Below are 25,551 nucleotides of genomic sequence, written 5' to 3'. Positions count from 1 at the left end.
CGGCGCCCCCGGAGACGGGACGGGAAGGGCGACGCGCTCCGGCCGCGTTCTCCTCGCCGGGCCGTGGAGGAGGACACCCTCGGCACCTGCGCCCCGCTACGTCGCGAACAGCCGTACCTCCCGCCCCGCGTGCGCCTCCGCGAACACCTCCAGCAACGGAGCCGACGCCGCGGGCAACGCGTCCACCCCCTCCGCGGCCGTTCTCGCCGCCGCGTCCACCGCGGCCCGCACCACCCCGTCCATCTCCGGCGCCAGCCGCGCCAGCACCCCCGTCGCGTCGAACGGATCGAGTCCAAGCAACCGCACCACCGCCGTCGCCGGCCCGCTCACGCTCTCGTAGGCGGCGCAGTACGCCGCGTCGGCCGCCCCCAGCCCTGCCGCCCGCGCCGTCACTCCCAGCACCACCGGCTGATGCGCCCCCTTGGGGAACGACCTTGCGAGAGCGTCGAGTTCACCGGATGGCCAGACCACGCGCGCCGCCCGCGTCAACTGCCGCCCCAGTCTGCGGCCGGCGACGCGCAGGGCGGGTGAGGGCGTACGCGCGTCCGCCGCCGCGTCGAGCGCCCCCGGGTCCGCGCCCGCCGCCGTGGCCGCGGCCAGCGCGGCCGCGACCAGGCCCGTCGTGTGCAGCCGGCCCCGGCAGAAGTCCTCCAGGCTCGCGGCCCCCGTCACGCGTCCGGCTCGGACGGCCGCCTCCGCGCCGCCGGAGTGCGCGTGCCCACCGGCGGGGAACCGGCCGTCGGCCAGGACGAGAAGCGCGGCCCTGGACATCAGAAGAGGAAGTACCGCTGGGCCATCGGAAGTTCGGCGGCCGGTGTCGCCTCGACCGGTTCCCCGTCGATCCGCACCGCGAAACTGTCGGGGTCGACCCGCACCTCCGGCAGGGCGTCGTTCTCACGCATGTCCGTCTTGGTCACCCCGCGTGTGGAGTCGATGGTCACGAACCGCTTGCCCAGAGCGAGCCGCTCCGGCAGCCCGGCCTCGACCGCCGGTTCCGCCACGAAGTTGACCGAGTTCGCGGCGGGCGCCCGGCCGGCCGCCCCGAACATGGGGCGCGGCAGGACCGGCTGCGGGGTCGGGATGGAGGCGTTGGCGTCCCCCATCTGCGCGTACGCGATCTGGCCGCCCTTGATGACGAGGAGGGGCCTGACTCCGAAGAACGCCGGTTCCCACAGCACGAGATCGGCGAGTTTGCCGCTCTCCACCGAACCGATCTCGCGGGCCAGCCCCTGGGCGAGCGCCGGGTTGATGGTGTATTTGGCGACATAGCGACGCACCCGGTGGTTGTCGGCACGGCCGTCCCCCGCGAGAGCACCGCGCCGGCGCTTCATCACATGGGCCGTCTGCCAGGTCCGCATGATCACTTCGCCGACCCGTCCCATGGCCTGGGAGTCGGAGGAGATGATCGAGATGGCCCCCATGTCGTGCAGCACGTCCTCGGCCCCGATGGTGGACGGCCGGATCCGCGACTCGGCGAACGCCAGGTCCTCCGGCACCGCCGGGTTCAGGTGATGGCACACCATCAGCATGTCGAGGTGTTCCTCGACGGTGTTGACGGTGAACGGCCGGGTGGGGTTGGTGGAACTGGGCAGCACATGCGGTTCACCGACCACGGTCATGATGTCCGGTGCGTGCCCGCCGCCCGCGCCCTCGGCGTGATAGGCGTGGATGCCGCGCCCGGCGATCGCGGCGAGTGTGTCGCCCACGAATCCGGCCTCGTTGAGCGTGTCGGTGTGGAGGGCGACCTGGACACCCGTGCGTTCGGCGACGGTCAGCGCGGCGTCGATGACAGCCGGGGTCGATCCCCAGTCCTCGTGCAGTTTCAGCCCGACCGCGCCGCCCCTGATCTGGGAGAGCATCGCCTCGTGGGAAACGGTGTTGCCCTTGCCGAGCAGCCCGATGTTGAGCGGGTACGCCTCCATCGCCTCCAGCATCCGCGCCAGGTGCCAGGGGCCGGGTGTGACGGTGGTCGCCTTGGAACCCTCGGCGGGGCCGGTGCCGCCGCCGACCAGGGTGGTGATGCCGGACGCCAGCGCCTCGTCGGCGAGTTGCGGGCAGATGAAGTGGACGTGCGCGTCGATGGCGCCGGCGGTCAGGATCCGTCCGTTGCCGGCGATGATCTCGGTCTCGGGACCGATGACGAGGCCGGGGTGGACGCCGTCCATGGTGTCGGGGTTGCCGGCCTTGCCGATGCCGGTGATACGGCCGTCCCGGATGCCGATGTCGGCCTTGACGACGCCCCAGTGGTCGACCACGACCGCTCCGGTGACGACGGTGTCGGGGGTGCCCTCCGCCCGGGTGGCGCGGGACTGGCCCATGGACTCCCGGATGACCTTGCCGCCGCCGAACACGGCCTCGTCGCCCGCGCGTCCGGGGCCGCCGGAGCGGTCCTCCTCGATCTCGATCAGCAGGTCCGTGTCGGCGAGCCGGATGCGGTCGCCGGTCGTCGGGCCGAACAGGTCGGCGTAGGCGGCTCGGGAGATCTCAGGCATCGAGGGCACCTCCGGTCTCCCCGCGCAGTCCGGGCACCACCCGGGCTCCGGCGAGTGGGACGAGTTCCACCTCGACCGGGATACCGGGTTCGAACCGCACGGCGGTGCCGGCGGCGACGTTCAGCCGTTTGCCGCAGGCCGGCGCCCGGTCGAACGCGAGGCCCGGATTGGCTTCGGCGAAGTGGTAGTGGGAGCCGACCTGGACGGGCCGGTCGGCGGTGTTGAGGACGGTCAGCCGGGTGACCTCGCGGCCCGGGTTGTAGGCAATCGGGTCGTCGTCGAGCAGGATCTCTCCCGGGATCACGGCGGGCCTCCCCGTCAGACGATCGGGTCGTGGACGGTGACCAGCTTGGTGCCGTCCGGGAAGGTGGCCTCCACCTGGACGTCGTGGACCATCTCCGCGATGCCCTCCATGACGTCGTCCCGGGTGAGCACGCTGCGTCCGGAGGCCATGAGTTCGGCGACGGTGCGGCCGTCCCGGGCACCTTCGAGGACGTGCGAGGTGATGAGGGCGACGGCCTCGGGGTGGTTCAGCCTGAGCCCCCGGGCCCGGCGCTTCTCGGCAACGTCGGCCGCCACATGGATCAGCAGCCTCTCCTGCTCGTGCGGGGTCAGTCGCACCGCGCCCACCTCACAGTCCTCGCTCCGGGCCGTGCGGGGCCCGGTGGCCGCACCCTCGGGCAGGTCCCGGTGGCGTGGACCCGGAGGCTAGCCTGATGGCGTTTCAGGGACGTTAACCGCGCGGCGAGCCGGTGCCGGCAGGCGGGACCGTCGGCTCCACGCCCATCAGGGTCCGCAGCCCCTCCCGCAGCGGCACTCCGGAGATCCCCCCGGACAGTGCCGTCCGGGCCTAGGAGCCGGCCGTCCCCCGGTGCTCCGCGGCGATGCCGAAGCGCTGCCGTTCGCGGGGAGCGGACGCGACGTCACGCACCCCGGACACCGTGCTGATCACCTGCTCCTCGGCAGGCTGCCTCGGCTCCTGGAGTTCTTCGAGTCGTCGCAGGTCATCGGCGGACACAAGGGCGACGAGGGGCTTGCCGTGCCGGGTCACCACGACGCGCTCACCGCCGTAGACCACGCGGTTGATCAGGTCGGCGAGCTCAGCCCTGGCTTGGGTCACCGGAATCTCGTAAGCCATGTGCCCATCATAACGTCACGTACGTCCTGTACATTTTCTACAGAGACAACCTGACAGGAGGGGCCCTCATGATCCGACCGTCCGCCCGCTACGTCCTGCCCGGGTTCACCGAACGCACGGCGTCCGGGCACCGGACGTCGGACCCGTACGCGAAGCTCCTCCAGGAGCGGATCGTCGTTCTCGGGACGGAGATCGACGAGTCGGCCGCCAACGACGTCATGGCTCAGCTCCTGTATCTGGAGCACCACTCCCCCGACCGGGACCTCTCGCTCCACATCAACTCCCCCGGAGGTTCCTTCCACGCGGTGTCGGCGATCCACGACACGCTGCGCTTCATCTCCTGCGACGTGCAGACGGTCTGTCTGGGCCGGGCGGAGGGTGCGGCCGCGCTGCTGCCGGCCGCCGGCACCCCGGGCAAGCGGCTCATGCTGCCCGGCTCCCGTCTGGTGCTCCGTCAGCCTGCCTTCCCGGCGCCGGTCGAGGGGCGAACGAGTGATCTGGCGATCCGGGCCGCGGAGCTGACCCGGGAGCGGGGCCTCATGGAGGAGATGCTCGCCCGGTATTCGGGGCGCACCCCGGAGCAGGTCCGGGCGGATGTCGAGCGGGACCTCGTCCTCGACGCGAGGGCCGCGGTGGACTACGGACTGGCGGACCGGATCCTGCCCCACCGCGGGAGCGCGTACCCCGCCGCCGGTGCGAGGTGAGCCACGGATGCTGCCACCGGAACTGCCTCCGCTGCCGGCGCTGACCCGCGCGGAGGCCGAGTTGATCGATCGTTATCTCGAGGTCGTCGATCTGCTCGGCCGGGTCAACCCGGCGCTGGGCGGCGACACCTACAGCGGTCTGCGCGCGGCCCAGGCGCTGGTCGGCAAGGCCGTCGCCCTGCGTGACGCGCTGACCCTGATGCACCGGCGCGGCGAAAGCGATCTGCACTCCGCCACGCTGGCCAGGGCCCTGCGGGTGCTGGACGGCGAGCGGCGTACCGCCAGGGTCACACTCCCGCCGGATCCGGGCAGTTGACACCCACGATGTTCACGCCCGCACTCCCGTCGGCGGTGTGCGGCGGCCGGCGTTGAAACGGACCAAACGGCGTACCACCATCCGGCGTAGACGAACCTCCTGTTTTGGGGCCGTTCAAGTTGCGCAACACGCGTGACCCGAAGGCGGAACGTGACATTCCGTCGCTGGTCCGGGGCTCACCCGAGCCCTGGGCCGCAGTTCGAACAGCCCGGCGTCCACCCGAACGGATGAGTGGTGAGTAACAACACAAACCCCCCGTTCCGTTGGGATTTCGATCGCGTCATGAGCCAAGATCCCTGACTGACGACAAGACCCCGCCGCCGCGGCGGGGCGATCCGGGCGGACGCCGAGTCCTGCCGCCGCCCGGATGACCGGTCGACAGGAGTGGATCGGCAGGAGTGGAGGACCCAGGCACGACGGGTCGCCGGAACCCCGGTTCCGAGCAGCCCTTGGGGTGAAGCCGCACGCGTGCGGCCGGGCAACTTCGCCAGCCCGAATCCGACAGGTCATCCTTCACAGGCGGCTGACGAAGGGTTGCGCATGACTGCGCTCAATCGTGTCCCGTCTCTCATGGCCCGTGCCGGCACGGCCTCCGCCCTCACCCTGGCCGCCGTGGGAAGTTCCCTCGTGGTCCCCGGAGCCGCCTCGGAGGCGGCTGCCGCCACCCACGCCACCCAGGCACTGCGTATCGCCGCGTCCAAAAAGGGCTCGCCGTACCAGTGGGGGGCCACCGGACCGAACCGGTTCGACTGCTCGGGCCTGACGCTGTACTCGTTCAAGAAGGCGGGCAAGAAGCTGCCGCGCACCGCCGCGCAGCAGTACAACAAGACGCGCCACATCTCCGCCGGCAGCCGCAAGGCCGGAGACCTGGTGTTCTTCCATTCGGGCGGCTACGTCTACCACGTCGGCATCTACGCGGGTAAGGGCAAGATCTGGCACGCCCCGAAGACCGGGGACGTGGTGCGTCTGCAGAAGATCTGGACCCGGAGCGTCTCGTACGGCCGCGTGAGGTGATCGGCGGGGGCGGCGGCGCCCATGAGGGCCGCCGCCCCGTCGCCTCGGCCGGAGGCGGCCGCTACGGCTCCTGCTGTCCCGCCGTGACCGCTTCGGCGGCCTGGACGGCCCCTGTCCACGGAAGGTCGACCGAGACGGTCTTGCCGCCCTCACGCGTGGGGCGGATTCTGAGTCTGCCCCCGCATTCCGCGGCCAGCCAGCGGATGATGACCAGCCCCCGCCCGTTGTCCTGCTGGACCGCGGCGGGCAGCCGCTTGGGGAACCGGGGGTGACTGTCCGTCACCCCGATGTGCACCCGTTCGTCGCGGACCAGAACGACGTCCACCGTGAAGCTGGGTGACTGGCCGAATGTGTGCTGCACCGCGTTGGTGGCGAGTTCGGAGACGATCAGCCGGACGGTGTCGGACAGCTCCGCGTCCGCCGGCATGCCCCATTCCACGAGTGTGCCCACCACATGGGCCCGTGCGGCGGAGACCGAGGCGGGATCGCTCGGCAGAGTGACGGATGCTTCCAGATGGTCTGCCATGGCGATGTCGTCCCTTTCCCACGGGGCCCGCGGTCCGACACGGAGCGGTTGGTTCGAGTACGGTCCCGCACTGGTGCTTCGTCGCCAGACTGCCATCACCGCACGGCTCCGGGCGGCGATCCACCAAGATATGCATATATCTGTCGCTCAAAGCGGTGAACTCTGCCACGGGAGACCGTATCCGGGCGGCCCGGAAGGAGTAAGGAGAGCCCATGCAGCACGGGCCCGCGGTGCGCCGCCGCAAACTGGGCGCCGAATTGCGCGCGCTGCGCAACTCGGCGGGACTCACCAGCGGTGAGGCGGCCAGGCTGGCGGGCTGGCACCAGTCGAAGGTGAGCCGGATCGAGACGGGCACGAGCGGGGTGAAACCGGCCGATGTGCGGTTACTGCTCGATGTCTACGGCGTGGCCGATCCACAGTTGCGGGAGTTGCTGCTGGTGCTGTCGGGCACTGGTGACCGCGACGGCCGGCATCACTGGTGGCACGCCTACCGCGGCGTCCTGCCGCCGACCTACCGGGACTTCATCAGCCTGGAGTCACAGGCGAGCACGATGCGCACCCTGGAGACCACGGTCATCCCCGGGCTGCTGCAGACCCCGGAGTACGCGCGGGCGGTGACCGCGGCGGCGACGGAGGGCGCGTCCGAGGAACGGCTGGACGCTCTGGTGGAGGTACGGCTGGCCCGGCAGGACGTGCTGCGGACGGAGCCTCCCCTGGAACTGAGCGCGGTCCTGGACGAGGCGGTGCTGCGCCGGGAGGTCGGTGGGCCCGGGGTGATGTCCCGTCAGCTGACCCGGTTGGTCGAGGCGGCCCGGTTGCCCCAAGTGCGGTTGCAGGTCATGCCGTTCACCGCCGGGGCGCACATCGGGGTCACCGGCCCTTTCGTCATCTTTTCGTTTTCACGCAGGTCTGATCTCGATGTCGTTGTTCTCGACCACTTGACGAGTAGCCTCTATCTGGAGGGGAAGGAAGACCTCCGGGCGTATGTGGATGCCTTCGACACTCTGTCCCGTCACGCCCTTTCACCCGAGGACTCGCTGGATCTCATCGCCGGCGCAGCAGCCGGCGCGTAAGGAGGCACGATGCCCGTACCGCCTCGGACCATCCCTTCCAGCCTCGCACTGCACGGTGTGCCGTGGCTGCGCAGCAGCTACAGCACGGGGGCGAACAACTGCGTCGAGACGACCAGGCCGCCCGCCGGTCCGCTGGCCGGACTCCTCGCCGTGCGCGACTCCAAGGCCCCCGAAGGACCCGCGCTGCTCTTCTCCCCCGGGAGCTGGGCGGAGTTCGTGACCGCGGTCCGCTGACGGGGCCTCACATCGAGGGACCGAACCGGCAACCCGTCGTCGAGCGACACACGGCCGTGCCCCGCCGACTCATGGCCGCGTCTCGCCAATCACTCGTACAGCGCGTTCGATCTCTGCCCCGGACAGGTCCGCGCGGGCGGTCAGCCTGAGCCGTGAGACGCCGTCGGGCACGGAAGGAGGACGGAAGCAGCCCACGGACAGGCCGGCCGCCCGGCAGTCGGCCGCCCATCGCACGGCCTGCTCCGGGGAAGGGGCACGCACGGAGACGACCGCGGCGTCCGGGCGTACCGCCTCCAGACCCGCGGCCGTCAGCCGGTCGTGCAACTCGCGCGCCACCGTTCCCGCCCGCGTCGCGCGCCCGGGTTCGCGGCGCAGCAGCCGGAGCGCCGCCAGGGCCGCACCCGCCGCCGCCGGGGCGAGTCCCGTGTCGAAGATGAACGTTCGTGCCGCGTTGACCAGGTGCCCGATCACCCGGGCAGGACCGAGCACCGCCCCGCCCTGGCTGCCGAGCGACTTGGACAGCGTCACCGTGACGACGACGTCGTCGGCGCCCGCGATACCCGCCGCGTACGGGGCGCCCCGGCCGCCGTCGCCGAGGACACCGAGGCCGTGGGCGTCGTCGAGGACCAGACCGGCACCGTACTCCCGGCACGCCTCGGCCAGCCCACCGAGCGGGGCGGCGTCGCCGTCCACCGAGAAGACGGTGTCGGACACGGCAACGGCGGGCCCCTCGTGCCCGTCCAGCGCCTTGCGCACGGCATCGGGGTCACGGTGCGTCACGACCCGCGTCGTACCGCGGGCCAGCCGGCAACCGTCGATCAGGGACGCGTGGTTGCCCGCGTCGGAGACGATGGTGGAGCCGTGCGGGGCCAGCGCGGTGACGGCGGCCAGGTTGGCCGCGTAGCCGGAGGAGAAGACCAGGGCCGCCTCGAAGCCGCAGAACCCGGCCAGCTCACGTTCCAGCTCGGCGTGGAGTTCGGTGGTCCCGGTGACGAGCCGGGAACCGGTCGCACCACCGCCCCAGGTCCGGGCCGCCCGCACGGCGCCCTCGGTGACCTCGGGGTGCCGGGCCAGACCCAGATAGTCGTTGCTCGCCAGATCGAGCAGCGGCGTGTCGGCGGCCCGTGGACGCAGGGTCCGTACGAGTCCGGCCCGGCGGCGCAGTTCCGCCTGCTCGTCGATCCAGCCGAACACCATGGGTCCTCCGGGGATTTTGTAGGCAGTGCACAGACAGTAGCGGGAGGCCCGTCGGGCCACTGTGTGGCGATACCCACACCCCCGAGCACCTCTGTTGTACGAACGCTCCTTGGCCCGAGCGGGTCGGGTAGGACAGGATCGGCTCCCATGGACCTGCTGAACACGCTGGTGGACAAGGGGCTTCGGCGCGAGACGCCGACCCGCGCGGAAGCACTGGCCGTCCTCGCGACGTCCGACGACGACCTGCTCGATGTGGTGGCCGCGGCCGGAAAGGTGCGCAGGCACTGGTTCGGCCGACGGGTGAAACTGAACTATCTCGTCAACCTCAAGTCCGGCCTCTGCCCGGAGGACTGTTCCTACTGTTCCCAGCGGCTCGGCTCCCAGGCCGACATCCTCAAGTACACCTGGCTCAAGCCGGACCAGGCGTCCCGGGCCGCCGCCGCCGGGCTGGCGGGCGGCGCCAAGCGGGTGTGCCTGGTGGCCAGCGGGCGGGGCCCCACCGACCGCGACGTGGACCGGGTCTCCGACACCATCAAGGCCATCAAGGAGGAGCACGAGGACGTCGAGGTGTGCGCCTGTCTCGGTCTGCTGTCCGACGGTCAGGCGGAGCGGCTGCGCGAGGCGGGCGCGGACGCCTACAACCACAACCTGAACACGTCCGAGTCGACGTACGGGGACATCACGACCACGCACACGTACGCCGATCGGGTGGACACGGTCCGGAAGGCACACGCGGCGGGGCTGTCGGCCTGCTCGGGCCTGATCGCGGGCATGGGCGAGAGCGACGAGGACCTGGTCGACGTGGTCTTCTCGCTGCGCGAGCTGGACCCGGACTCGGTGCCGGTCAACTTCCTGATCCCGATGGAGGGGACACCGCTCGCCAAGGAGTGGCACCTGACCCCCCAGCGGTGTCTGCGCATCCTGGCGATGACCCGGTTCGTCTGCCCGGACGCCGAGGTGCGGATCGCCGGCGGCCGTGAGGTGCACCTGCGCACGATGCAGCCGCTGGCGCTGCACCTGGCCAACTCGATCTTCCTCGGTGACTACCTCACGAGTGAGGGGCAGGCAGGCCGGGCGGACCTGGAGATGATCGCCGACGCCGGGTTCGAGGTCGAGGGCACCGGAGAGGTGACCCTGCCGGAGCACCGCGCGGGCGGCGGCTGCGGGTCGCACGAGGGCGCCGGTGCATGCGGTTCGGCCACCGCGGACCCCTGTGGGAGTGCGGCCGAGGAGCCTCGTACGGATCTGGTCGCCGTGCGCCGCCGGGGTGCGGGAACGGACCTCGCACCCAATGCCTGAGCGGTCCGTCGCCGAACTGCTGGAGCTCGACCGCCGGCATGTCTGGCATCCGTACGGGCCCATGCCGGGCCGTCAGGAGCCGCTTGTCGTGGAGTCGGCGAGCGGGGTGCGGCTGAGGCTCGCCGACGGCGCGGGGGAACTGGTCGACGGGATGGCGTCCTGGTGGTCGGCGATCCACGGCTACCGCCACCCGGTGCTCGACGAGGCCGCGCGCGAGCAGTTGGAGCGGATGAGCCATGTCATGTTCGGCGGGCTCACGCACGAGCCCGCCGTACGGCTGGCGAGGCTCCTTGTCGACATGTCGCCGGAGGGTCTTGAGCATGTGTTCCTGGCCGACTCCGGGTCGGTGTCGGTCGAGGTCGCGGTGAAGATGTGCCTGCAGTACTGGCGCTCGCTGGGCCGGCCGGAGAAGCGGCGGCTGCTGACCTGGAGGGGCGGCTACCACGGCGACACCTGGCAGCCGATGTCGGTGTGCGACCCCGAGGGCGGGATGCACGAGCTGTGGTCCGGGGTGCTGCCGCGCCAGGTGTTCGCCGAGGCCCCGCCCGCGGAGTACGAGGAGTCCTACGCCGGGCATCTGCGGGAGATGGTCGAGCGGCACGCGGGAGAGGTCGCCGCGGTCGTCGTGGAGCCGGTGGTGCAGGGCGCGGGCGGGATGCGCTTCCACTCGCCCGCGTATCTGCGGGTGCTGCGCGAGGTGTGCGACGCGCACGACGTACTGCTGGTGTTCGACGAGATCGCGACCGGGTTCGGCCGCACGGGCGCGCTGTTCGCCGCGGACCACGCGGCGGTGACGCCGGATGTGATGTGCGTGGGGAAGGCGCTGACGGGCGGCTATCTGACCATGGCGGCGACCCTGTGCACCGCGCGGGTGGCCGGGGGAATCTCGCGCGGTGAGGTGCCGGTGCTGGCGCACGGTCCGACGTTCATGGCCAATCCGCTGGCGGCGGCCGTGGCCTGCGCCTCCATCGGGCTGCTGCTCGGGCAGGACTGGCTCGCGGAGGTCGAACGGATCGAGACGGGCCTGCGGGAAGGGCTGGCCCCGGCGGCCGGGCTGCCCGGGGTACGGGACGTACGGGTGCTGGGCGCCATCGGGGTCGTGCAGCTCGATCACGCCGTCGACATGGCGGCGGCCACCCGGGCGGCGGTGCGTGAGGGCGTGTGGCTGCGGCCGTTCCGCGACCTGATCTACACCATGCCGCCGTACGTCACGGGCGACGCGGACGTGGCGCGCATCGCGCGCGCGGTGTGCGCGGCGGCGGAGGAGGGATGACATGCCGGTGATGGTGATCACGGGGACCGGCACCGAGGTCGGCAAGACGGTGGTGACGGCGGCGGTCGCCGCGACCGCCCTGGCGGCCGGCCGGTCGGTCGCCGTGCTCAAGGCGGCGCAGACCGGCCTGCGGCCGGACGAGCCCGGGGACGCCGAGGAGGTCGCACGGCTGGCTGGTGCGGTGACGACGGCCGAACTCGCCCGCTATCCCGATCCGTTGGCGCCGGCCACGGCGGCCCGACGGGCCGGCCGGGCACCCGTGCATCCGCACGAGGTGGCGGAGCGGGCCGCCAAGCTCGCCACCGAGCACGATCTGGTGCTGGTGGAGGGCGCGGGCGGGCTGCTCGTACGGTTCGACGCGGCCGGCGGGACACTGGCGGACGTGGCGGCGCTGCTGTCCGCGCCGGTGCTGGTGGTCGCGCCGGCGGGCCTCGGCACCCTGAACGCCACGGAGCTGACGGCCCGGGAAGTGCGCGGGCGAGGGCTCGACCTGGCGGGTGTGGTGATCGGCAGCTGGCCCGACGAGCCGGATCTGGCGGCGCGCTGCAATCTGCTGGACCTGCCGGACGTGACGGGGGCTCCACTGCTGGGCGCCGTACCGGCCGGGGCGGGCGCCCTGGACCGGAACGGGTTTTGCACGTCGGCGCCCGGCTGGCTGGCTCCCCGCCTGGAGGGAACCTGGGACGCCGAGGTCTTCCGGGTACGCGAGGCCCCCTGTCGGCGGTGGGGCGAGGACACCGTCCCGGCAGGGAGGGCCGACACCCTGGCCGCCCCGGCATCCGGACACCGGCGCCCGGCAGGGACGAGCCCGGGCTCCGGCGACATGACGGACACACCGGGCCCGTGACAGCGGCGAGCCCCCGGCGACACCACGCCCGGGGGCTCGCGGTGATCGGCACGGGGGGTACGGCCCGCGCGGACCCGGGTGCACGACCGACCCCCACACCTGGCCGGACGAACCCGGATGAGCGCATGCCCTCCGCCGCACAGCTGCCGGACAGCGGAAGGGCCCGGGTGCCGTGCGCGGCCGAGGCCGGCGCCCGCCGCCCCGTCGAGTTCCCCGCGGCGACGCTCCACCGGCCGGTGCCCCGCCCGGAGGGAACCTGGGGCGGCCGGCCGGGCCGGAGGAGCCGTGCGGGCGGGGCACCGGCAGGGGCCGCGGGTGCCGGCCTCGGTGCGGTCCTCCTCCCGGTGGTACGTGGCGGTGCCGCGGTGAGGACCGGGGGTTCGCCGGACGGGTCCGGGGGGAGAATCGCCATAGGTACGTCCTCGGGAGGTCCCGATGCACCTGCGGTCCGCCCGCTCCGCGAGAACGACGCGGGATCCCGTGCACCACCCGGTGTTCGCCCGCTACTACGCCCGGGCCAGTGTCGCCGCCGAGACCCGCCTGGGGATGGCGGACGTGCGCGGCAGGCTGCTCGACGGGCTGTCCGGGCGGGTGATCGAGGTCGGTGCGGGCAACGGGCTTAACTTCGCGCGCTACCCGGACGCCGTCTCGGAGATCGTCGCCATCGAGCCGGAGCGGGCGCTGCGCGCGCTGGCCGTGGAGGCCGCACTGCGCGCCGAGGTGCCGGTCGATGTGGCGCCGGGCGTGGCGGAGGCGCTGCCGGTCAAGAGCGAGGCGTTCGACGCGGTGGTGCTCTCTCTGGTGCTGTGCAGTGTGCGGGACGTGACACGGGCGCTCACGGAGGTCCGCCGGGTGCTGCGGCCGGGCGGCGAGGTGCGGTTCTTCGAGCACGGCCGGGGCGGCGGCCGGATCATGCACCTCACTCAGCGGGCACTGGACCGCACGGTGTGGCCGCCGCTGGCGGGAGGATGCCATGTGGCGCGGGACCCGGTCGGGGCGCTGCGGGAGGCCGGGTTCGACCTCGGCCCCTACCGGCGGATGATGATGCCCGAGAAGGGACCGGCCCTGCCCCAGTCGTACTGCGTGCTCGGCACCGCGTGGCGGCCGGCGGACGACACCGCCGCCGGCGACTGATCACCCGGTCCAGCGGCGCGGACGCGCCACCGCCGCCTCCCCGCTCTCGGCCGGCCGGCCCGGATCGCGCATCCGCTCGGGCGGGACGACGACACGCCCCTCTGTCCACCGGCCACGGGACCGGCGTACGCGACGGCAGCGGCGAAGGCACCCCCATCCGTGATCCGGGGTGGGTCCTCGCCCTCTCCCTCCCTCGAAGCCCGGCGCGGGGACGCGGGCGGCGGCACGTGCCGCGACCCGGGCGAGAAACGTGCCCCTTACACCGGTATCGGGGACCAGACCTGGGACGGAGACGGTCCCGCACTCACGGGGGATATCGCCTGTGGGTGGCATCACACTACCCTCGGCGCGACACACGACCGGATGTCCCTGCGCGAGGAGGCGGCCTTGTCCACATCAGCTGCGGAGCACGCACCCGGCGTCGCGCCGGGTGACGGGATCGCGGCCCGTGCCCGTGGCCTGACCAAGGCGTACGGCTCGGGCGAGACAGCCGTGGTCGCCCTGGACGCGGTGGACGTGGACATCGCGCGTGGACGGTTCACCGCGGTCATGGGGCCGTCCGGCTCCGGGAAGTCCACGCTCATGCACTGCCTGGCGGGCCTGGACACCGTCTCCGCCGGACAGGTGTGGCTGGGAGACACCGAGATCACGGGGCTGAAGGACCGCGAACTGACCCGGCTGCGGCGGGACCGGATCGGGTTCATGTTCCAGTCGTTCAACCTCATCCCGACCCTGAACGCGCGGGAGAACATCACCCTGCCCATGGACATCGCGGGCCAGAAGCCCGACGAGAAGTGGCTGGACCAGGTCATCGACACCCTGGGCCTGCGGGACCGCCTCCGGCACCGGCCCGCTCAGCTGTCGGGTGGCCAGCAGCAGCGGGTGGCCTGCGCGCGGGCGCTGGCCTCGCGACCCGAGCTGATCTTCGCGGACGAACCGACCGGCAATCTCGACTCACGGGCCGGTCTCGAGGTGCTGGGCTTCCTGCGCGAGGCCGTGGACGGGCTGGGCCAGACCGTCGTCATGGTCACCCATGACCCGGGCGCCGCCGGCCACTCCGACCTCGTGCTCTTCCTCGCGGACGGCAGGATCGTGGACGAGATGCCCCGGCCCACGGCGGAGTCGGTACTGGAGCGGATGAAGCGCTTCGACGTGACCCGCGCACCCGAGAAGGACTGACGCCGTGCTGAAGGCAACGCTGAGGAGCTTCCTCGCGCACAAGGGGCGGCTGGTGCTGTCCGCCCTGGCCGTCGTGCTGTCCGTGGCGTTCGTCGCGGGCAGCCTGATCTTCTCCGACACGGTCTCCCGCACCTTCGACCGGCTGTTCGCCTCCACCTCCGCGGATGTGACCGTGGCCCCCCGGGACGACCTGGAGTCGTCGGTGCCCACCGGAGCCGTGCGGACCCTGCCGGCCGCCCTCGCCGGACAGCTCTCCCGGCTCGACGGTGTCGAGTCGGCCCACTCCGACGTCGATGTCCAGAACCTCACGGTCGTCGACAGCGAGAACGAGCCGGTCGGACCGACCACGGGCGCGCCCACCATCGCGGTGGACTGGCACGTCACCGAGCTCAGCGTCGTGGAGCTGACCTCCGGCCGCGCCCCGCGCGGTGGCGGCGAGGCCGTGCTGGACGCGGACACCGCCGCGTCCAAGGACGTGGAGATCGGCGACACGCTGTCCGTCCAGGCCCAGCCCGGCACCTTCCGGGTGGAGGTTGTCGGCATCGCCACGTTCACCACCACCAACCCGGGCGCCGCCCTGGTCTTCCTGGACCCCGAGGTCGCCGCCGCCCAGTTGCTGGGCGCCGCGGACCGGGCGACCTCCATCTCGCTCATCGCCGCGCCCGGTGTCTCCGACGAACAGCTCAAGCGGCAGGTCACCGCGGAACTGGGCGCCGGTGCCTACCAGGTGCGGACGGCCGACGAGACGGCGGAGACGGCCGCCGAGGAGCTCGGCGGATTCCTCGACGTGATCAAGTGGGTGATGCTCGGCTTCGCCGGGATCGCGGTGCTCGTCGGGATCTTCCTGATCGTCAACACCTTCTCGATGCTGATCGCCCAGCGCACCCGTGAACTCGGCCTCCTCCGCGCGCTCGGCGCGGACCGGCGGCAGGTGCGCCGGTCGGTGCTCACCGAGGCGGTGCTGCTCGGCGTGGTCGGCTCGACGCTGGGTCTGGCGTCCGGCATCGGGCTCGCCTTCGGTCTGATCCGGCTCATGAGCGCGTTCGGCATGAACCTGAAGAGCACGGAGATGGTCGTCGGCTGGGCCACACCCATCACGGCGTACGCCGTCGGGGTGGGCGTCACCTTCGTCGCGGCGTATCTCCCGGCCCGCCGCGCGGCGGCCGTGTCACCGATGGCCGCGCTGGCCGCCGCCGACACCGCCGGTGCGGGACGGCCGCTGCGCACCCGCGCGGTGGCGGGATCCGTGGTGGGCGTGCTCGGCGTGGGGGCGCTGGCGGGCTGCGTGCTGGCCTCCGACACCTCCTCCGCGGCCTCGCTGCTGGGGCTCGGGGTGGTACTCACGCTGATCGCGACCGTCGTCGCGGGTCCGCTGCTGGTACGGCCGGTGATCCGGGTGCTGGGCGGGGCCTTCCCCGCGCTGTACGGCTCGGTCGGGCGGATGAGCCAGCGCAACGCCCTGCGCAATCCGCGCCGCACCGGCGCGACGGCCGCCGCGCTGATGGTGGGGCTCGCCCTGGTCGGCGGGATGTCCGTGGCCAGCGCCTCGATGTCCGAGTCCTTCGACGAGCAGATCGACAGCACTCTGGGCGCCGACTTCGTGATCCAGAACGCCAACTTCATGCCGTTCCCCCAGGAAGTCACCGACCGAGTGCGGGACACGGAGGGTGTGGGGCTGGTCGTCCGGCAGCGGTTCGCGCCGGTGGCGGTGCGGCTGCCGGACGGGGAGCGGATCGAGACCACCGCGGCCGGGTACGACGACCGGGTGGACGACGTCGCGCGCGTGACGTACACGAGCGGCGACACCGCGGCGGCCCTGGCGGACGGCGCGATCTCCATGGACGCCGGCTTCGCCGAGGAGCACGACGTCCGTATGGGCACCACGGTCCCGGTCGAGTTCCCCGGCGGCAGGAGCACCGAGCTGACGGTGGCCGCTCTCACCGATGTGGAGGGCGGCGAGGGCTTCGGGATGCAGGGCGGGCTGGTCTTCGGCATCGCGACGGTCGAGGAGTACGTGCCGGGCGGGCAGGACTCCGCGCTGTACGTCAACGCGGCCGACGGGACGAGCGTGGACGACCTGCGCGACCGGCTGGACGCGGCGCTCGACCCGTATCCGCAGGTGAAGGCCCGTGACCAGGCCGACTACAAGGAGCTGGTGCACGAGCAGATCGCCGTCCTGCTGTACCTCGTCTACGCGCTGCTGGGTCTGGCGATCGTCATCGCGGTACTGGGCGTGGTCAACACCCTCGCGCTGTCGGTGGTGGAGCGCACGCGCGAGATCGGCCTGCTGCGGGCGATCGGCCTGTCCCGTCGGCAGCTGCGGCGGATGATCCGGCTGGAGTCGGTGGTGATCGCGGTGTTCGGCGCGATCCTCGGCCTCGGCCTGGGGCTGGTGTGGGGGCTGTGCATCCAGCAGGTCCTGGCACTTCAGGGCATGACCGCCCTCGCGATCCCGTGGGGCACCGTCGCCGCGGTGGTGATCGGGGCGGCCGTGGTGGGCATCGCGGCGGCTCTGCTGCCGGCGCTGCGCGCGTCGCGGATGAACGTGCTGGAGGCCATCGCCCACGAGTGAGCCGCGCGGCGGCCGGTCCGGATCGTGGAATTCCGCGTCGGCCGCACCACCGGGTGGCGAGAATCGGCGCATGAGTGAGCTGCGGATACGGGCCGCCGGGCCCCAGGATCTCGACGATGTGCTGGCGTTCTGGAAGGTGGCCGCCGAGGGCACGAGCATCAGCGACGACCGGGCCGGGGTGGAACGGCTGGTCGCCCGTGATCCCGGAGCGCTGATCCTCGCCGAGACCGACGGTGGACTGGCCGGCACGGTGATCGCGGGTTTCGACGGGTGGCGGTGCCACCTCTACCGGCTGGCGGTGCACCCGGACCGCCGTCGTCGGGGGGTCGCCTCCGCGCTGCTGAGCGCCGCGGAGGAGAGGTTTCTGCGCCTCGGCGGGCGCCGGGCGGACGCGATGGTGCTCCAGCGCAACGAGACCGCGCATCATGCGTGGGGCGCCGCGGGGTATGCGCCGGAGGAACGGTGGCGGCGCTGGGTGAAGCCCCTCACCGGCTGATCCACAGTCCGACGGCCATTCTTTGCCGGTCCTTTACCCTTGGATGGCCACCCGGTCCTCCATGAAAGGTTGTGTGCGTCCACCCATGGGCGAGCCTCCCGGTCCGCGACACCGCGCATCCACTCCCGTTCTGTCCGACCATGGGACAGGGGTGACCCGATGACCGAAGTGCTCCTCCTTCTGGCGGCGATCCTGCTCTCACTCGCCTGCGGCGTGTTCGTGGCGGCCGAGTTCTCCCTCACCACGGTCGAACGGGCAGAGCTGGAACGAGCCGTCGAACGCGGCGAGCGGGGCGCCGCGGGCGCGCTCAAGGCCGTACGGAACCTGACCTTCCAGCTCTCCGGCGCGCAACTCGGCATCACGGTCACCAACCTGGTGGTCGGCATGCTCGCGGAGCCGTCGATCGCGGCACTGATCGCGGGCCCGCTGGAGGACATCGGCGTATCCGGCTCGGCGGCGCGCTCCCTGGCACTGGTGATCGGCACGGCGCTGTCGACCGTCTTCCTGATGGTGGTGGGCGAGCTGGTGCCGAAGAACTGGGCGATCTCGTCACCGCTGGCCGTGGCGAAGCGGGCGGGCAACGTGCAGCGCTGGTTCAGCGCCGCGTTCCGCCCGTTCATCACCCACCTGAACAACACGGCCAACCGCATTGTGCGCCGCATCGGTGTGGAACCGGCCGAGGAACTGGAGTCCGCGCGCGGGCCCCAGGAACTGGCGGCGCTCGCCCGGCACTCCGCCAGGGAGGGCGCCCTGGAGCCGGACACCGCCGAGCTGTTCGTGCGCACGCTGAACCTCGCGGACCTCACCGCGGAGAACGTGATGACCCCGCGTGTCCAGGTGATCGCCCTGGAGGTGCGGGCGACCTGCGAGGACGTGGCGAACGTGACCCGGGCGACCGGGCTGTCCCGGTTCCCCGTCTACCGCGAGACCCTCGACGCCGTCGTCGGTACCGCACACGTCAAGGACGTACTGGCGCTGCCCGCGGAGCGCCGTGCCCTGACCCCGGTGTCGGAACTGATGCGCGAACCGCTCCTGGTCCCCGGATCGCTCACCGTCGACCGGCTCCTCGACCGGCTCTCCGGGCGGCGCACCATGGCCGTCGTGATCGACGAGTACGGCGGCACGGCGGGGGTGGCCACCCTGGAGGACATCGTCGAGGAGGTCGTCGGCGAGGTCCGCGACGAGCACGACCCGCACGAGACCCCCGACCTGGACCGGGCCGGCACCGACCAGGACGGGCGGACACTGTTCTCGGCCGACGGCGCCGCGCGCGTGGACCAGCTCGCCCGGGTCGGGCTGCGCGCGCCGGAAGGGCCCTACGAGACCCTCGCCGGGCTGGTGGCCGCCCAACTGGGCCGGATCCCGGACGTCGGCGACACCCTTCAGGTCGCGGGCTGGCGGCTGGAGGTGGTGGACGCCTCCGGCCACCGCGCGGCACGCGTCCTGCTGCACGCGCCCCCCGGTGACCGGACCGGCACGGAGCGGCGCACGGAACGGACCGTGGACGACGAGGGAGCGCGGCGATGACCGTCGTACAACTGCTGATCGGTCTGGCGACGCTGGTCGTCAACGCCTTCTTCGTCGGCGCCGAGTTCGCTCTGATCTCGGTCCGCCGCAGCCAGATCGAGCCGTACGCCGACCGGGGCGAGCGTCGCGCCAAGAGCGTGCTCTGGGGCCTTGAGCATGTGTCCGCGCTGATGGCGGCCGCGCAGCTCGGCATCACGCTGAGCACGCTGGTCCTCGGCATCGTCGCCGAGCCGGCGATCGCGCATCTGCTGGAACCGGTGTTCCACGCGGTGGGCGTCCCGGCCGGCGCGGGGCACGCCGTGTCCTTCGTGATCGCACTGGTCGTCGCGACGTATCTGCACATGCTGCTCGGCGAGATGGTGCCGAAGAACGTCGCGCTCGCCGAACCGGTCCGCAGCGCGCTCGTCCTGGGGCCGCCCCTGGTGGCGCTGTCCCGTGCGCTGCGACCGGTGATCTTCACGATCAACGCCTTCGCCAACACGCTGCTGAAACTGTTGCGGGTCGAGGCGCGCAACGAGGTCGTCGCGTCGTTCTCGGACGCCGAACTGGCCCAGATCGTGAAGGACTCCGGTGAGGCCGGACTCATCGACGACCGTGCGCAGGAGCGGCTGCACGACGCGCTGGAGCTGGGCCGGCGGCCGGTGCGGGACGTGGTGATGCCATTGAAGCGCGTGATCTACGCGCGCGTGGGCGTCACCCCGGAAGGTCTGGAGCAGCTGTCGGCGGAGTTCGGGTTCTCCCGCTTCCCGGTGGTGGACGAGCAGCGCCGGATCGTGGGCTATCTGCATGTGAAGGACGCCTTGGACGCCTCACCCCGCGACATGCCGTTCCGGCTGTCGGACATGCGGTCCATCGCGCGCGTGCGGGAGAGCACCCCGATGGACGACGTCCTCACCGCCATGCGCGGCGGCCGTACGCATCTGGCGGCCGTCCTGGGGGCCGACGGACGGCTGGCGGGGCTGGTGACGATGGAGGACGTCCTGCGGGAGCTGTTCGGGCAGCGGGCCTGACCCGGCGGTCCGCCCGACCGACCGCTGGGTATGTGCCAGGGGATACCATCTCTGTCGCCATGCAGACGAATCCCACCCACAGCAGCCTCGTCGCCCTGGGCGACTCCTTCACCGAGGGCATGTCGGACCTGCGCCCCGACGGCACGTACCGCGGCTGGGCCGACCTCCTGGCCGCCCGGATGGCGGCCACCGCTCCCGGCTTCCGGTACGCGAACCTCGCGGTGCGCGGAAAGCTGATCCGGCAGATCGTCGACGAGCAGGTCGAGGTCGCCGCGGCCATGCGGGCCGATGTCGTCACCCTGGTCGGCGGGCTCAACGACACCCTGCGGCCCACGTGCGACATGGTGCGGGTGCGGGATCTGCTGACCGAGGCCGTGGAGCGGCTGGCCCCGCATTGCGGGCAGTTGGTACTGATGCGCAGCCCGGGCCGTCAGGGGCCGGTCCTGGAGCGGTTCCGGCCTCGCATGGAGGCGCTGTTCGCCTGTATCGACGAGCTCGCCGAGAAGCACGGCGCGCTGGTCGTCGACCTCTACAGGGCGCCCGCGCTCGGCGACCCCCGGCTGTGGGACGTGGACCGGCTGCATCTGACCGCGGACGGGCACCGCAGGGTCACCGAGGCGGTGTGGCAGGCGCTGGGCTACGCACCGCAGGACCCCGAGTGGCATCTGCCCCCGGAGGCGACGCTGCCGCCGCGCTGGGTGGCGCGCCGGGCCGCGGACGCCCGCTTCGCCCGTCAGCACCTCCTGCCGTGGATCGGCCGCCGGCTCACCGGCCGTTCCTCGGGCGACGGCCTGCGGCCCAAGCGGCCCGACCTGCTGCCCTACGAGACCCCGTAGCCGGTCCGCGCCCTTGTGGCTTCCTCCGAACCACCCGGTGGCGCCGGCCTGCGGGAATCGCCAGTAAACTCCGTACACGTGACTGCTGCGCCCGCCAAGCCCCGTATCCCGAACGTCCTCGCCGGACGCTACGCCTCCGCCGAGCTCGCCACGCTCTGGTCGCCCGAGCAGAAGGTGAAGCTCGAGCGCCGGCTCTGGCTCGCCGTGCTGCGGGCCCAGAAGGACCTCGGGATCGAGGTGCCCGACGCGGCGATCGCCGATTACGAGCGGGTGCTCGACACCGTCGACCTGACCTCGATCGCCGAGCGCGAGAAGGTCACCCGCCACGACGTGAAGGCCCGGATCGAGGAGTTCAACGACCTCGCCGGGCACGAGCACGTGCACAAGGGGATGACCTCCCGCGACCTGACCGAGAACGTCGAGCAGCTGCAGATCCGGCTCTCCCTGGAGCTGATCCGTGACCGCGCGGTGGCGGTGCTCGCGCGGCTGGGCCGGCTGTCCGGTGAGTACGGCGAACTGGTCATGGCCGGCCGCTCGCACAACGTGGCCGCGCAGGCCACCACGCTCGGCAAGCGGTTCGCGACCGCCGCCGACGAGCTGCTCGTCGCGTACGGCCGGCTGGAGGAGTTGCTGGGCCGCTACCCGCTGCGCGGCATCAAGGGCCCGGTCGGTACGGCTCAGGACATGCTGGACCTGCTCGGCGGGGACGCGGAGCGGCTGGCCGAGCTGGAGCGGCGGATCGCCGCTCACCTGGGCTTCGCGCAGGCGTTCACGAGCGTCGGCCAGGTCTACCCGCGCTCGCTTGACTACGAGGTCGTCACCGCGCTGGTGCAGCTGGCCGCCGCGCCGTCGTCGCTGGCGAAGACCATCCGGCTGATGGCGGGGCACGAACTGGTCACCGAGGGCTTCAAGCCGGGCCAGGTCGGCTCCTCCGCGATGCCGCACAAGATGAACACCCGTTCCTGCGAGCGGGTCAACGGTCTGATGGTGATCCTGCGCGGCTACGCCTCGATGACGGGCGAGCTGGCGGGCGACCAGTGGAACGAGGGCGATGTGTCCTGCTCGGTGGTGCGCCGGGTCGCGCTGCCGGACGCGTTCTTCGCCCTCGACGGACTGCTGGAGACATTCCTGACGGTGCTCGACGAGTTCGGCGCCTTCCCCGCGGTCGTCGCCCGCGAGCTGGACCGCTATCTGCCGTTCCTGGCCACCACCAAGGTACTGATGGGCGCGGTTCGCGCGGGCGTCGGCCGCGAGGTCGCCCACGAGGCGATCAAGGAGAACGCCGTGGCCACGGCCCTCGCCATGCGGGAACAGGGCGCGGAGCGCAACGACCTCCTCGACAAGCTCGCCGCCGACGAGCGGCTGCCGCTCGGCCGGGCCGAGCTGGAGGCGCTGATGGCGGACAGGCTGTCCTTCACGGGCGCCGCGAGCGACCAGGTCACCGCCGTGACCGGCCGTATCGACGAGATCGTGAAGCGGTACCCGGAGGCCGCCGGATACGCCCCCGGGGCGATCCTCTGACGCGCTTCACCCAGCAGGAGCTCCAGGCCGCCCGCGACCGCCTCGTACCGGACGTGGTCGCGGACGGCCTGCGTGTGCTGTTCTGCGGCATCAACCCGGGCCTGATGACGGCCGCGACCGGCCACCATTTCGCGCGCCCCGGCAACCGCTTCTGGCCGGCGCTGCACCGCTCCGGATTCACTCCCGTGCTGCTGCCGCCCTCGGATCAGCGGGAGCTGCTGTCGTACGGGCTCGGCATCACCAACGTGGTGGCGCGGGCGACCGCGCGGGCCGACGAACTGAGCGCCGAGGAGTACCGGGAGGGCGGGCGGCTGCTCGCCCGGAAGGTGGCCCGGATCCGTCCGCGGTGGCTGGCCGTGCTGGGGGTCACCGCGTACCGGGCGGCGTTCGACGACAGGAAGGCGCGCGTGGGACCGCAGGCGCGGACCATCGGCGAAACGCGCATCTGGGTGCTGCCCAACCCGAGCGGGCTGAACGCGCACTGGACGCCGGCCACGCTGGCGGAGGAGTTCGGCCGGCTGCGGGAGGCCGCGGCGCAGGGGTGACGGCGCTCAGGGCGGGGCGGTGTCCGTGACCACCGCCAGCAGGTGGACCTCGTCGCCCGGGTCCCGGTCGGCGACCGCCACCACGGCCCAGCGGCCGGTACCCCCGACCTCCCACAGCCACGCCACGTCCGCGCGGGCGCAGAGCCATGCCCAGGGCTCGGGTATCTCCTCCCCGTCGGTGCGCAGCAGGACCGTCTGCAGGTTGAAGGGGCTGACGTCCCCCCAGCGCGAGGCCAGCACCTCGTGGACGGCGTCCCGGTCCTTCTCGAACTGGTCCACCGTGACCGCCCGCTCGGCCGGGTCGCCGTCGCACGGGCCGGGGCCGCTCTCCAGGATCGCCACATGGTGACCGGGCGCCCCGAAGCCGACGTCCGACGGGCCGTGCTCCGCCGGGAAGGGGCGGAAGCACAGCTCGTCGATGAGGGCGATGTGCTGTGCGATGTTCATCGGTATTCCCCTTCGTGGATACCCCATCCTTTGGGGCGAGGAGGAAACGAAGCCCCTGCGAAGCAGGACAGGGAAAGAGCAATCGCCGCCAAGGCGACTGGTCGTCTCCACCCAACTATGCACGCTCCGCCACAAACTGATGCGGTAGTATGTGAACCGTGAAGACCACCCACGTGAAGCGGGCGTTCAAGTACCGCTTCCATCCGACCGACGCGCAGGCAGCCGAGCTGTCCCGCACGTTCGGATGCGTGCGGAAGGTCTACAACCTCGCCCTCGCCGCGCGCACCGAAGCGTGGACGCGGCAGGAACGGGTGAACTACAACGCCACGTCGGCGATGCTGACGGCCTGGAAGAAGACTGAGGAACTCGCCTACCTCAACGAGGTCTCCTCCGTCCCGCTCCAGCAGGCCCTGCGGCACCTGCAGACGGCATTCACCCACTTCTTCGGCAAGCGTGCGAAGTACCCGCGCTTCAAGTCGCGGAAGAAGTCGCGGAAGTCGGCGGAGTACACCACCAGCGCGTTCCGGTTTCGGGACGGCAAACTGACCCTGGCGAAGATGGCGGAGCCGCTCGACATCGTGTGGTCCCGTCCCCTCCCGGAGGGGGCGTCGCCGTCGACGGTGACCGTGTCCCAGGACGCAGCCGGGCGCTGGTACGTGTCCCTGCTGTGCGAGGACCCGTCCGTGAAGCCGCTCCCCGCCACCAGCGCGGCCGTCGGCATCGACGTCGGGCTCGACCACCTTCTGACTCTGTCGACCGGTGAGAAAGTCTCCAACCCCCGCTACGAGCGCCGCGACCGTGCCCGTCTCGCCAAGGCCCAGCGGCAGCTTGCCCGTAAAGCCAAGGGTGACGGCGCAAACCGTCGCAAGGCCCGGCAGAAGGTCGCCAAGGTCTACGCCCGTATCACCGACCGCAGGCGTGACCACCTGCACAAGCTCACCACTCGGCTCGTTCGTGAAAACCAAACGATCGTGATCGAGGACCTCACCGTCCGGAACATGGTGAAGAACGGCAGCCTGGCCCGGGCCATCAGCGACGCGGCATGGTCGGAATTCCGGAGCATGCTGGAGTACAAGGCCCGATGGTACGGCCGCGAAGTGATCGCGATCGACCGGTGGTTCCCCTCCTCCAGGCTGTGCTCGACCTGCGGCACCTTGCAGGACAGGATGCCGCTGAACGTCCGCACCTGGACGTGCGACTGCGGGACGACCCACGACCGGGACGTGAACGCGGCAAAGAACATTCTGGCCGTCGGGCTGACGGCGTCTGTCTGTGGAGCTGGTGTAAGACCTCAACGGAGTACTCCGGGCGGGCAGTCGGCGATGAAGCAGAAAACCCCACGGCGCGAGCCGTAGGAATCCCCCTCCTTCAGGAGGGGGAGGAAGTCAAGGGTCCAGTAAACCGGCCGCCACTGACACTTGGCGGTACGTCAGCTCACAGCCGGTCAGGCGTCCCTGCGGCGCAGGCTCCACGCCCCGGCCAGCAGGGCGGCGGCCGCCCCCAAGGCGGTCACGGCAAGTCCCGACCAGGGGCCCAGTGTTCCGTCGGGGGTCTGCTGGAGGACGACCTGCCCGGCCCGGTCGGGCAGGAAGTCGGTGGCGGTGCCTGCCGCGCCGCCGATCACGAAGGACACCACCAGGACGAACGGGATCAGCACGGCCAGGGTGGCCACTCCGCTGCGCAGCAGGGTGGCGAGGCCGGCCGCGAGGAGGGCCATCAGGGTCAGGTAGACGCCGCAGCCGGTCACCCCGCGGATCTGCTCCGCCGTGGTGAGGCCGTTCGCCGCGTCCCCGAGCCCCGCCCGCCCCGCGAAGAGGGCCGCCACGGCGCTCAGCAGCCCGACGGGCAACGTCGAAGCGGCGATCGCCGTGACCTTCGCGGCGAACCAGCGCCCCCGCCGCGGGACGGCGGCCAGCGAGAGCCGCAGCGCGTCGTTGTGGTACTCCGTCGCCACGGCCATGGCGCCGAAGGAGATCGCGGCGATCTGTCCCGGTGCGGCCCCGGACAGCGCCGTGAACAGAAGGTCGGACTCCGGGTCCGAGGCGTTGTCCGCTCCGGCCACCGCGGAGAACGCCGTGGTCACGGCGAACAGCGCGAGCAGCGCGCCCGGAAGCGAGCGGACGGTGCGGATCTTCAGCCACTCGGCGTGGAGCACGGGTGCGAACCACATG

Annotated in this window: 26 protein-coding genes, 1 pseudogene and 1 riboswitch; of the genes and pseudogenes, 18 read left to right on the top strand and 9 right to left on the bottom strand. The window is 71.9% G+C overall.

Annotated elements, in window-relative coordinates:
- Window positions 1–96: 96 nt before the first annotated feature.
- The 5 genes from ACIF9R_RS25585 to ACIF9R_RS25565 all read right to left on the bottom strand — a co-directional run bounded on the left by ACIF9R_RS25585 (window position 97) and on the right by ACIF9R_RS25565 (window position 3,630).
- Window positions 97–771, bottom strand: coding sequence for an urease accessory protein UreF (locus ACIF9R_RS25585; protein ID WP_399984410.1), 675 nt, complete (start codon window positions 769–771; stop codon window positions 97–99).
- A complete protein-coding gene (locus tag ACIF9R_RS25580) occupies window positions 771–2,492 on the bottom strand; it encodes an urease subunit alpha (RefSeq protein ID WP_399984408.1) in 1,722 nt (573 codons plus the stop codon). The genes ACIF9R_RS25585 and ACIF9R_RS25580 overlap by 1 nt, the downstream gene beginning before the upstream one ends.
- A complete protein-coding gene (locus ACIF9R_RS25575) occupies window positions 2,485–2,796 on the bottom strand; it encodes an urease subunit beta (protein WP_399984406.1) in 312 nt (103 codons plus the stop codon). The genes ACIF9R_RS25580 and ACIF9R_RS25575 overlap by 8 nt, the downstream gene beginning before the upstream one ends.
- 14 nt (window positions 2,797–2,810) lie before the next feature.
- Complete coding sequence (locus ACIF9R_RS25570) at window positions 2,811–3,113, bottom strand: urease subunit gamma (RefSeq protein WP_399984403.1); 303 nt, start codon at window positions 3,111–3,113, stop codon at window positions 2,811–2,813.
- A 229-nt stretch (window positions 3,114–3,342) separates the two neighbouring features.
- The gene (locus ACIF9R_RS25565; RefSeq protein ID WP_399984400.1) at window positions 3,343–3,630 is read right to left on the bottom strand and encodes a type II toxin-antitoxin system Phd/YefM family antitoxin; all 288 of its coding nucleotides are present in this window, start codon (window positions 3,628–3,630) and stop codon (window positions 3,343–3,345) included.
- 68 nt (window positions 3,631–3,698) lie between these two features.
- Here ACIF9R_RS25565 and ACIF9R_RS25560 point away from each other — a divergent pair, with 68 nt between their 5' ends.
- The 3 genes from ACIF9R_RS25560 to ACIF9R_RS25550 all read left to right on the top strand — a co-directional run bounded on the left by ACIF9R_RS25560 (window position 3,699) and on the right by ACIF9R_RS25550 (window position 5,664).
- Window positions 3,699–4,334 carry an ATP-dependent Clp protease proteolytic subunit gene (locus ACIF9R_RS25560; RefSeq protein ID WP_399984398.1) on the top strand — a complete coding sequence of 212 codons (636 nt, stop codon included), beginning with the start codon at window positions 3,699–3,701 and terminating at the stop codon, window positions 4,332–4,334.
- Window positions 4,335–4,341: 7 nt separating this feature from the next.
- The gene (locus ACIF9R_RS25555; protein WP_399984395.1) at window positions 4,342–4,650 is read left to right on the top strand and encodes a hypothetical protein; all 309 of its coding nucleotides are present in this window, start codon (window positions 4,342–4,344) and stop codon (window positions 4,648–4,650) included.
- 334 nt (window positions 4,651–4,984) lie between these two features.
- Window positions 4,985–5,187, top strand: a riboswitch (cyclic di-AMP (ydaO/yuaA leader).
- A 3-nt stretch (window positions 5,188–5,190) separates the two neighbouring features.
- Entirely contained in the window at window positions 5,191–5,664 is a 474-nt protein-coding gene (locus ACIF9R_RS25550; protein ID WP_399984393.1) for a C40 family peptidase, read from the top strand.
- A 61-nt stretch (window positions 5,665–5,725) separates the two neighbouring features.
- Here ACIF9R_RS25550 and ACIF9R_RS25545 read toward each other — a convergent pair whose 3' ends face one another.
- The gene (locus ACIF9R_RS25545; protein WP_399984391.1) at window positions 5,726–6,190 is read right to left on the bottom strand and encodes an ATP-binding protein; all 465 of its coding nucleotides are present in this window, start codon (window positions 6,188–6,190) and stop codon (window positions 5,726–5,728) included.
- Window positions 6,191–6,402: 212 nt separating this feature from the next.
- Between ACIF9R_RS25545 and ACIF9R_RS25540 the strand changes: the two genes are divergently transcribed.
- Entirely contained in the window at window positions 6,403–7,263 is an 861-nt protein-coding gene (locus ACIF9R_RS25540; RefSeq protein ID WP_399984389.1) for a helix-turn-helix domain-containing protein, read from the top strand.
- Between the two features lie 9 nt (window positions 7,264–7,272).
- Entirely contained in the window at window positions 7,273–7,497 is a 225-nt protein-coding gene (locus ACIF9R_RS25535) for a DUF397 domain-containing protein (RefSeq protein WP_399984386.1), read from the top strand.
- A gap of 69 nt (window positions 7,498–7,566) precedes the next feature.
- On the opposite strand, the gene ACIF9R_RS25530 is transcribed toward ACIF9R_RS25535, so the two are convergent.
- Entirely contained in the window at window positions 7,567–8,694 is a 1,128-nt protein-coding gene (locus ACIF9R_RS25530) for an 8-amino-7-oxononanoate synthase (protein WP_399984384.1), read from the bottom strand.
- Window positions 8,695–8,841: 147 nt separating this feature from the next.
- Between ACIF9R_RS25530 and bioB the strand changes: the two genes are divergently transcribed.
- The 12 genes and pseudogenes from bioB (at window position 8,842) to mug (ending at window position 22,933) form a co-directional block, all read left to right on the top strand.
- Window positions 8,842–9,993 (top strand): biotin synthase BioB, encoded by a 1,152-nt coding sequence (gene bioB, locus ACIF9R_RS25525; RefSeq protein ID WP_399984381.1) that lies wholly within the window; start codon window positions 8,842–8,844, stop codon window positions 9,991–9,993.
- Entirely contained in the window at window positions 9,986–11,266 is a 1,281-nt protein-coding gene (locus tag ACIF9R_RS25520; protein WP_399984379.1) for an adenosylmethionine--8-amino-7-oxononanoate transaminase, read from the top strand. The genes bioB and ACIF9R_RS25520 overlap by 8 nt, the downstream gene beginning before the upstream one ends.
- Before the next feature lies 1 nt (window position 11,267).
- Window positions 11,268–11,981, top strand: a pseudogene (gene bioD / locus ACIF9R_RS25515) (dethiobiotin synthase); the annotation flags it as partial.
- Window positions 11,982–12,548: 567 nt separating this feature from the next.
- Window positions 12,549–13,247, top strand: a complete 699-nt coding sequence (locus ACIF9R_RS25510; protein ID WP_399984376.1) for a class I SAM-dependent methyltransferase — start codon at window positions 12,549–12,551, stop codon at window positions 13,245–13,247.
- Between the two features lie 387 nt (window positions 13,248–13,634).
- Window positions 13,635–14,426: an ABC transporter ATP-binding protein gene (locus ACIF9R_RS25505; RefSeq protein ID WP_399984373.1), complete on the top strand. Its 792-nt coding sequence runs from the start codon at window positions 13,635–13,637 to the stop codon at window positions 14,424–14,426.
- Window positions 14,427–14,430: 4 nt separating this feature from the next.
- A complete protein-coding gene (locus tag ACIF9R_RS25500; protein ID WP_399984371.1) occupies window positions 14,431–16,998 on the top strand; it encodes an ABC transporter permease in 2,568 nt (855 codons plus the stop codon).
- A 70-nt stretch (window positions 16,999–17,068) separates the two neighbouring features.
- A complete protein-coding gene (locus ACIF9R_RS25495) occupies window positions 17,069–17,494 on the top strand; it encodes a GNAT family N-acetyltransferase (RefSeq protein ID WP_399984368.1) in 426 nt (141 codons plus the stop codon).
- Window positions 17,495–17,653: 159 nt separating this feature from the next.
- A complete protein-coding gene (locus ACIF9R_RS25490; protein WP_399984366.1) occupies window positions 17,654–19,021 on the top strand; it encodes a hemolysin family protein in 1,368 nt (455 codons plus the stop codon).
- Window positions 19,018–20,031 (top strand): hemolysin family protein, encoded by a 1,014-nt coding sequence (locus ACIF9R_RS25485; RefSeq protein WP_399984363.1) that lies wholly within the window; start codon window positions 19,018–19,020, stop codon window positions 20,029–20,031. Before ACIF9R_RS25490 ends, ACIF9R_RS25485 begins: the two co-directional genes overlap by 4 nt.
- A gap of 59 nt (window positions 20,032–20,090) precedes the next feature.
- Window positions 20,091–20,867 carry an SGNH/GDSL hydrolase family protein gene (locus ACIF9R_RS25480; protein WP_399984360.1) on the top strand — a complete coding sequence of 259 codons (777 nt, stop codon included), beginning with the start codon at window positions 20,091–20,093 and terminating at the stop codon, window positions 20,865–20,867.
- Window positions 20,868–20,945: 78 nt separating this feature from the next.
- Complete coding sequence (gene purB / locus ACIF9R_RS25475) at window positions 20,946–22,388, top strand: adenylosuccinate lyase (RefSeq protein WP_399984358.1); 1,443 nt, start codon at window positions 20,946–20,948, stop codon at window positions 22,386–22,388.
- A complete protein-coding gene (mug, locus tag ACIF9R_RS25470) occupies window positions 22,385–22,933 on the top strand; it encodes a G/U mismatch-specific DNA glycosylase (protein WP_399984609.1) in 549 nt (182 codons plus the stop codon). Before purB ends, mug begins: the two co-directional genes overlap by 4 nt.
- Window positions 22,934–22,939: 6 nt before the next feature.
- On the opposite strand, the gene ACIF9R_RS25465 is transcribed toward mug, so the two are convergent.
- The gene (locus tag ACIF9R_RS25465) at window positions 22,940–23,380 is read right to left on the bottom strand and encodes a hypothetical protein (RefSeq protein ID WP_399984355.1); all 441 of its coding nucleotides are present in this window, start codon (window positions 23,378–23,380) and stop codon (window positions 22,940–22,942) included.
- A 158-nt stretch (window positions 23,381–23,538) separates the two neighbouring features.
- Between ACIF9R_RS25465 and ACIF9R_RS25460 the strand changes: the two genes are divergently transcribed.
- Window positions 23,539–24,735: an RNA-guided endonuclease InsQ/TnpB family protein gene (locus ACIF9R_RS25460; protein ID WP_399984352.1), complete on the top strand. Its 1,197-nt coding sequence runs from the start codon at window positions 23,539–23,541 to the stop codon at window positions 24,733–24,735.
- Between the two features lie 89 nt (window positions 24,736–24,824).
- Here the strand turns inward: ACIF9R_RS25460 and ACIF9R_RS25455 are convergent, their stop codons facing one another.
- Window positions 24,825–25,550, bottom strand: a complete 726-nt coding sequence (locus ACIF9R_RS25455; protein ID WP_399984349.1) for an ABC transporter permease — start codon at window positions 25,548–25,550, stop codon at window positions 24,825–24,827.
- Window position 25,551 lies beyond the last annotated feature (1 nt).

Source organism: Streptomyces sp. NPDC086080 (genome assembly GCF_044540255.1).
GTDB lineage: Bacteria > Actinomycetota > Actinomycetes > Streptomycetales > Streptomycetaceae > Streptomyces.
This window is presented reverse-complemented; position numbering and strand designations above follow the sequence as displayed.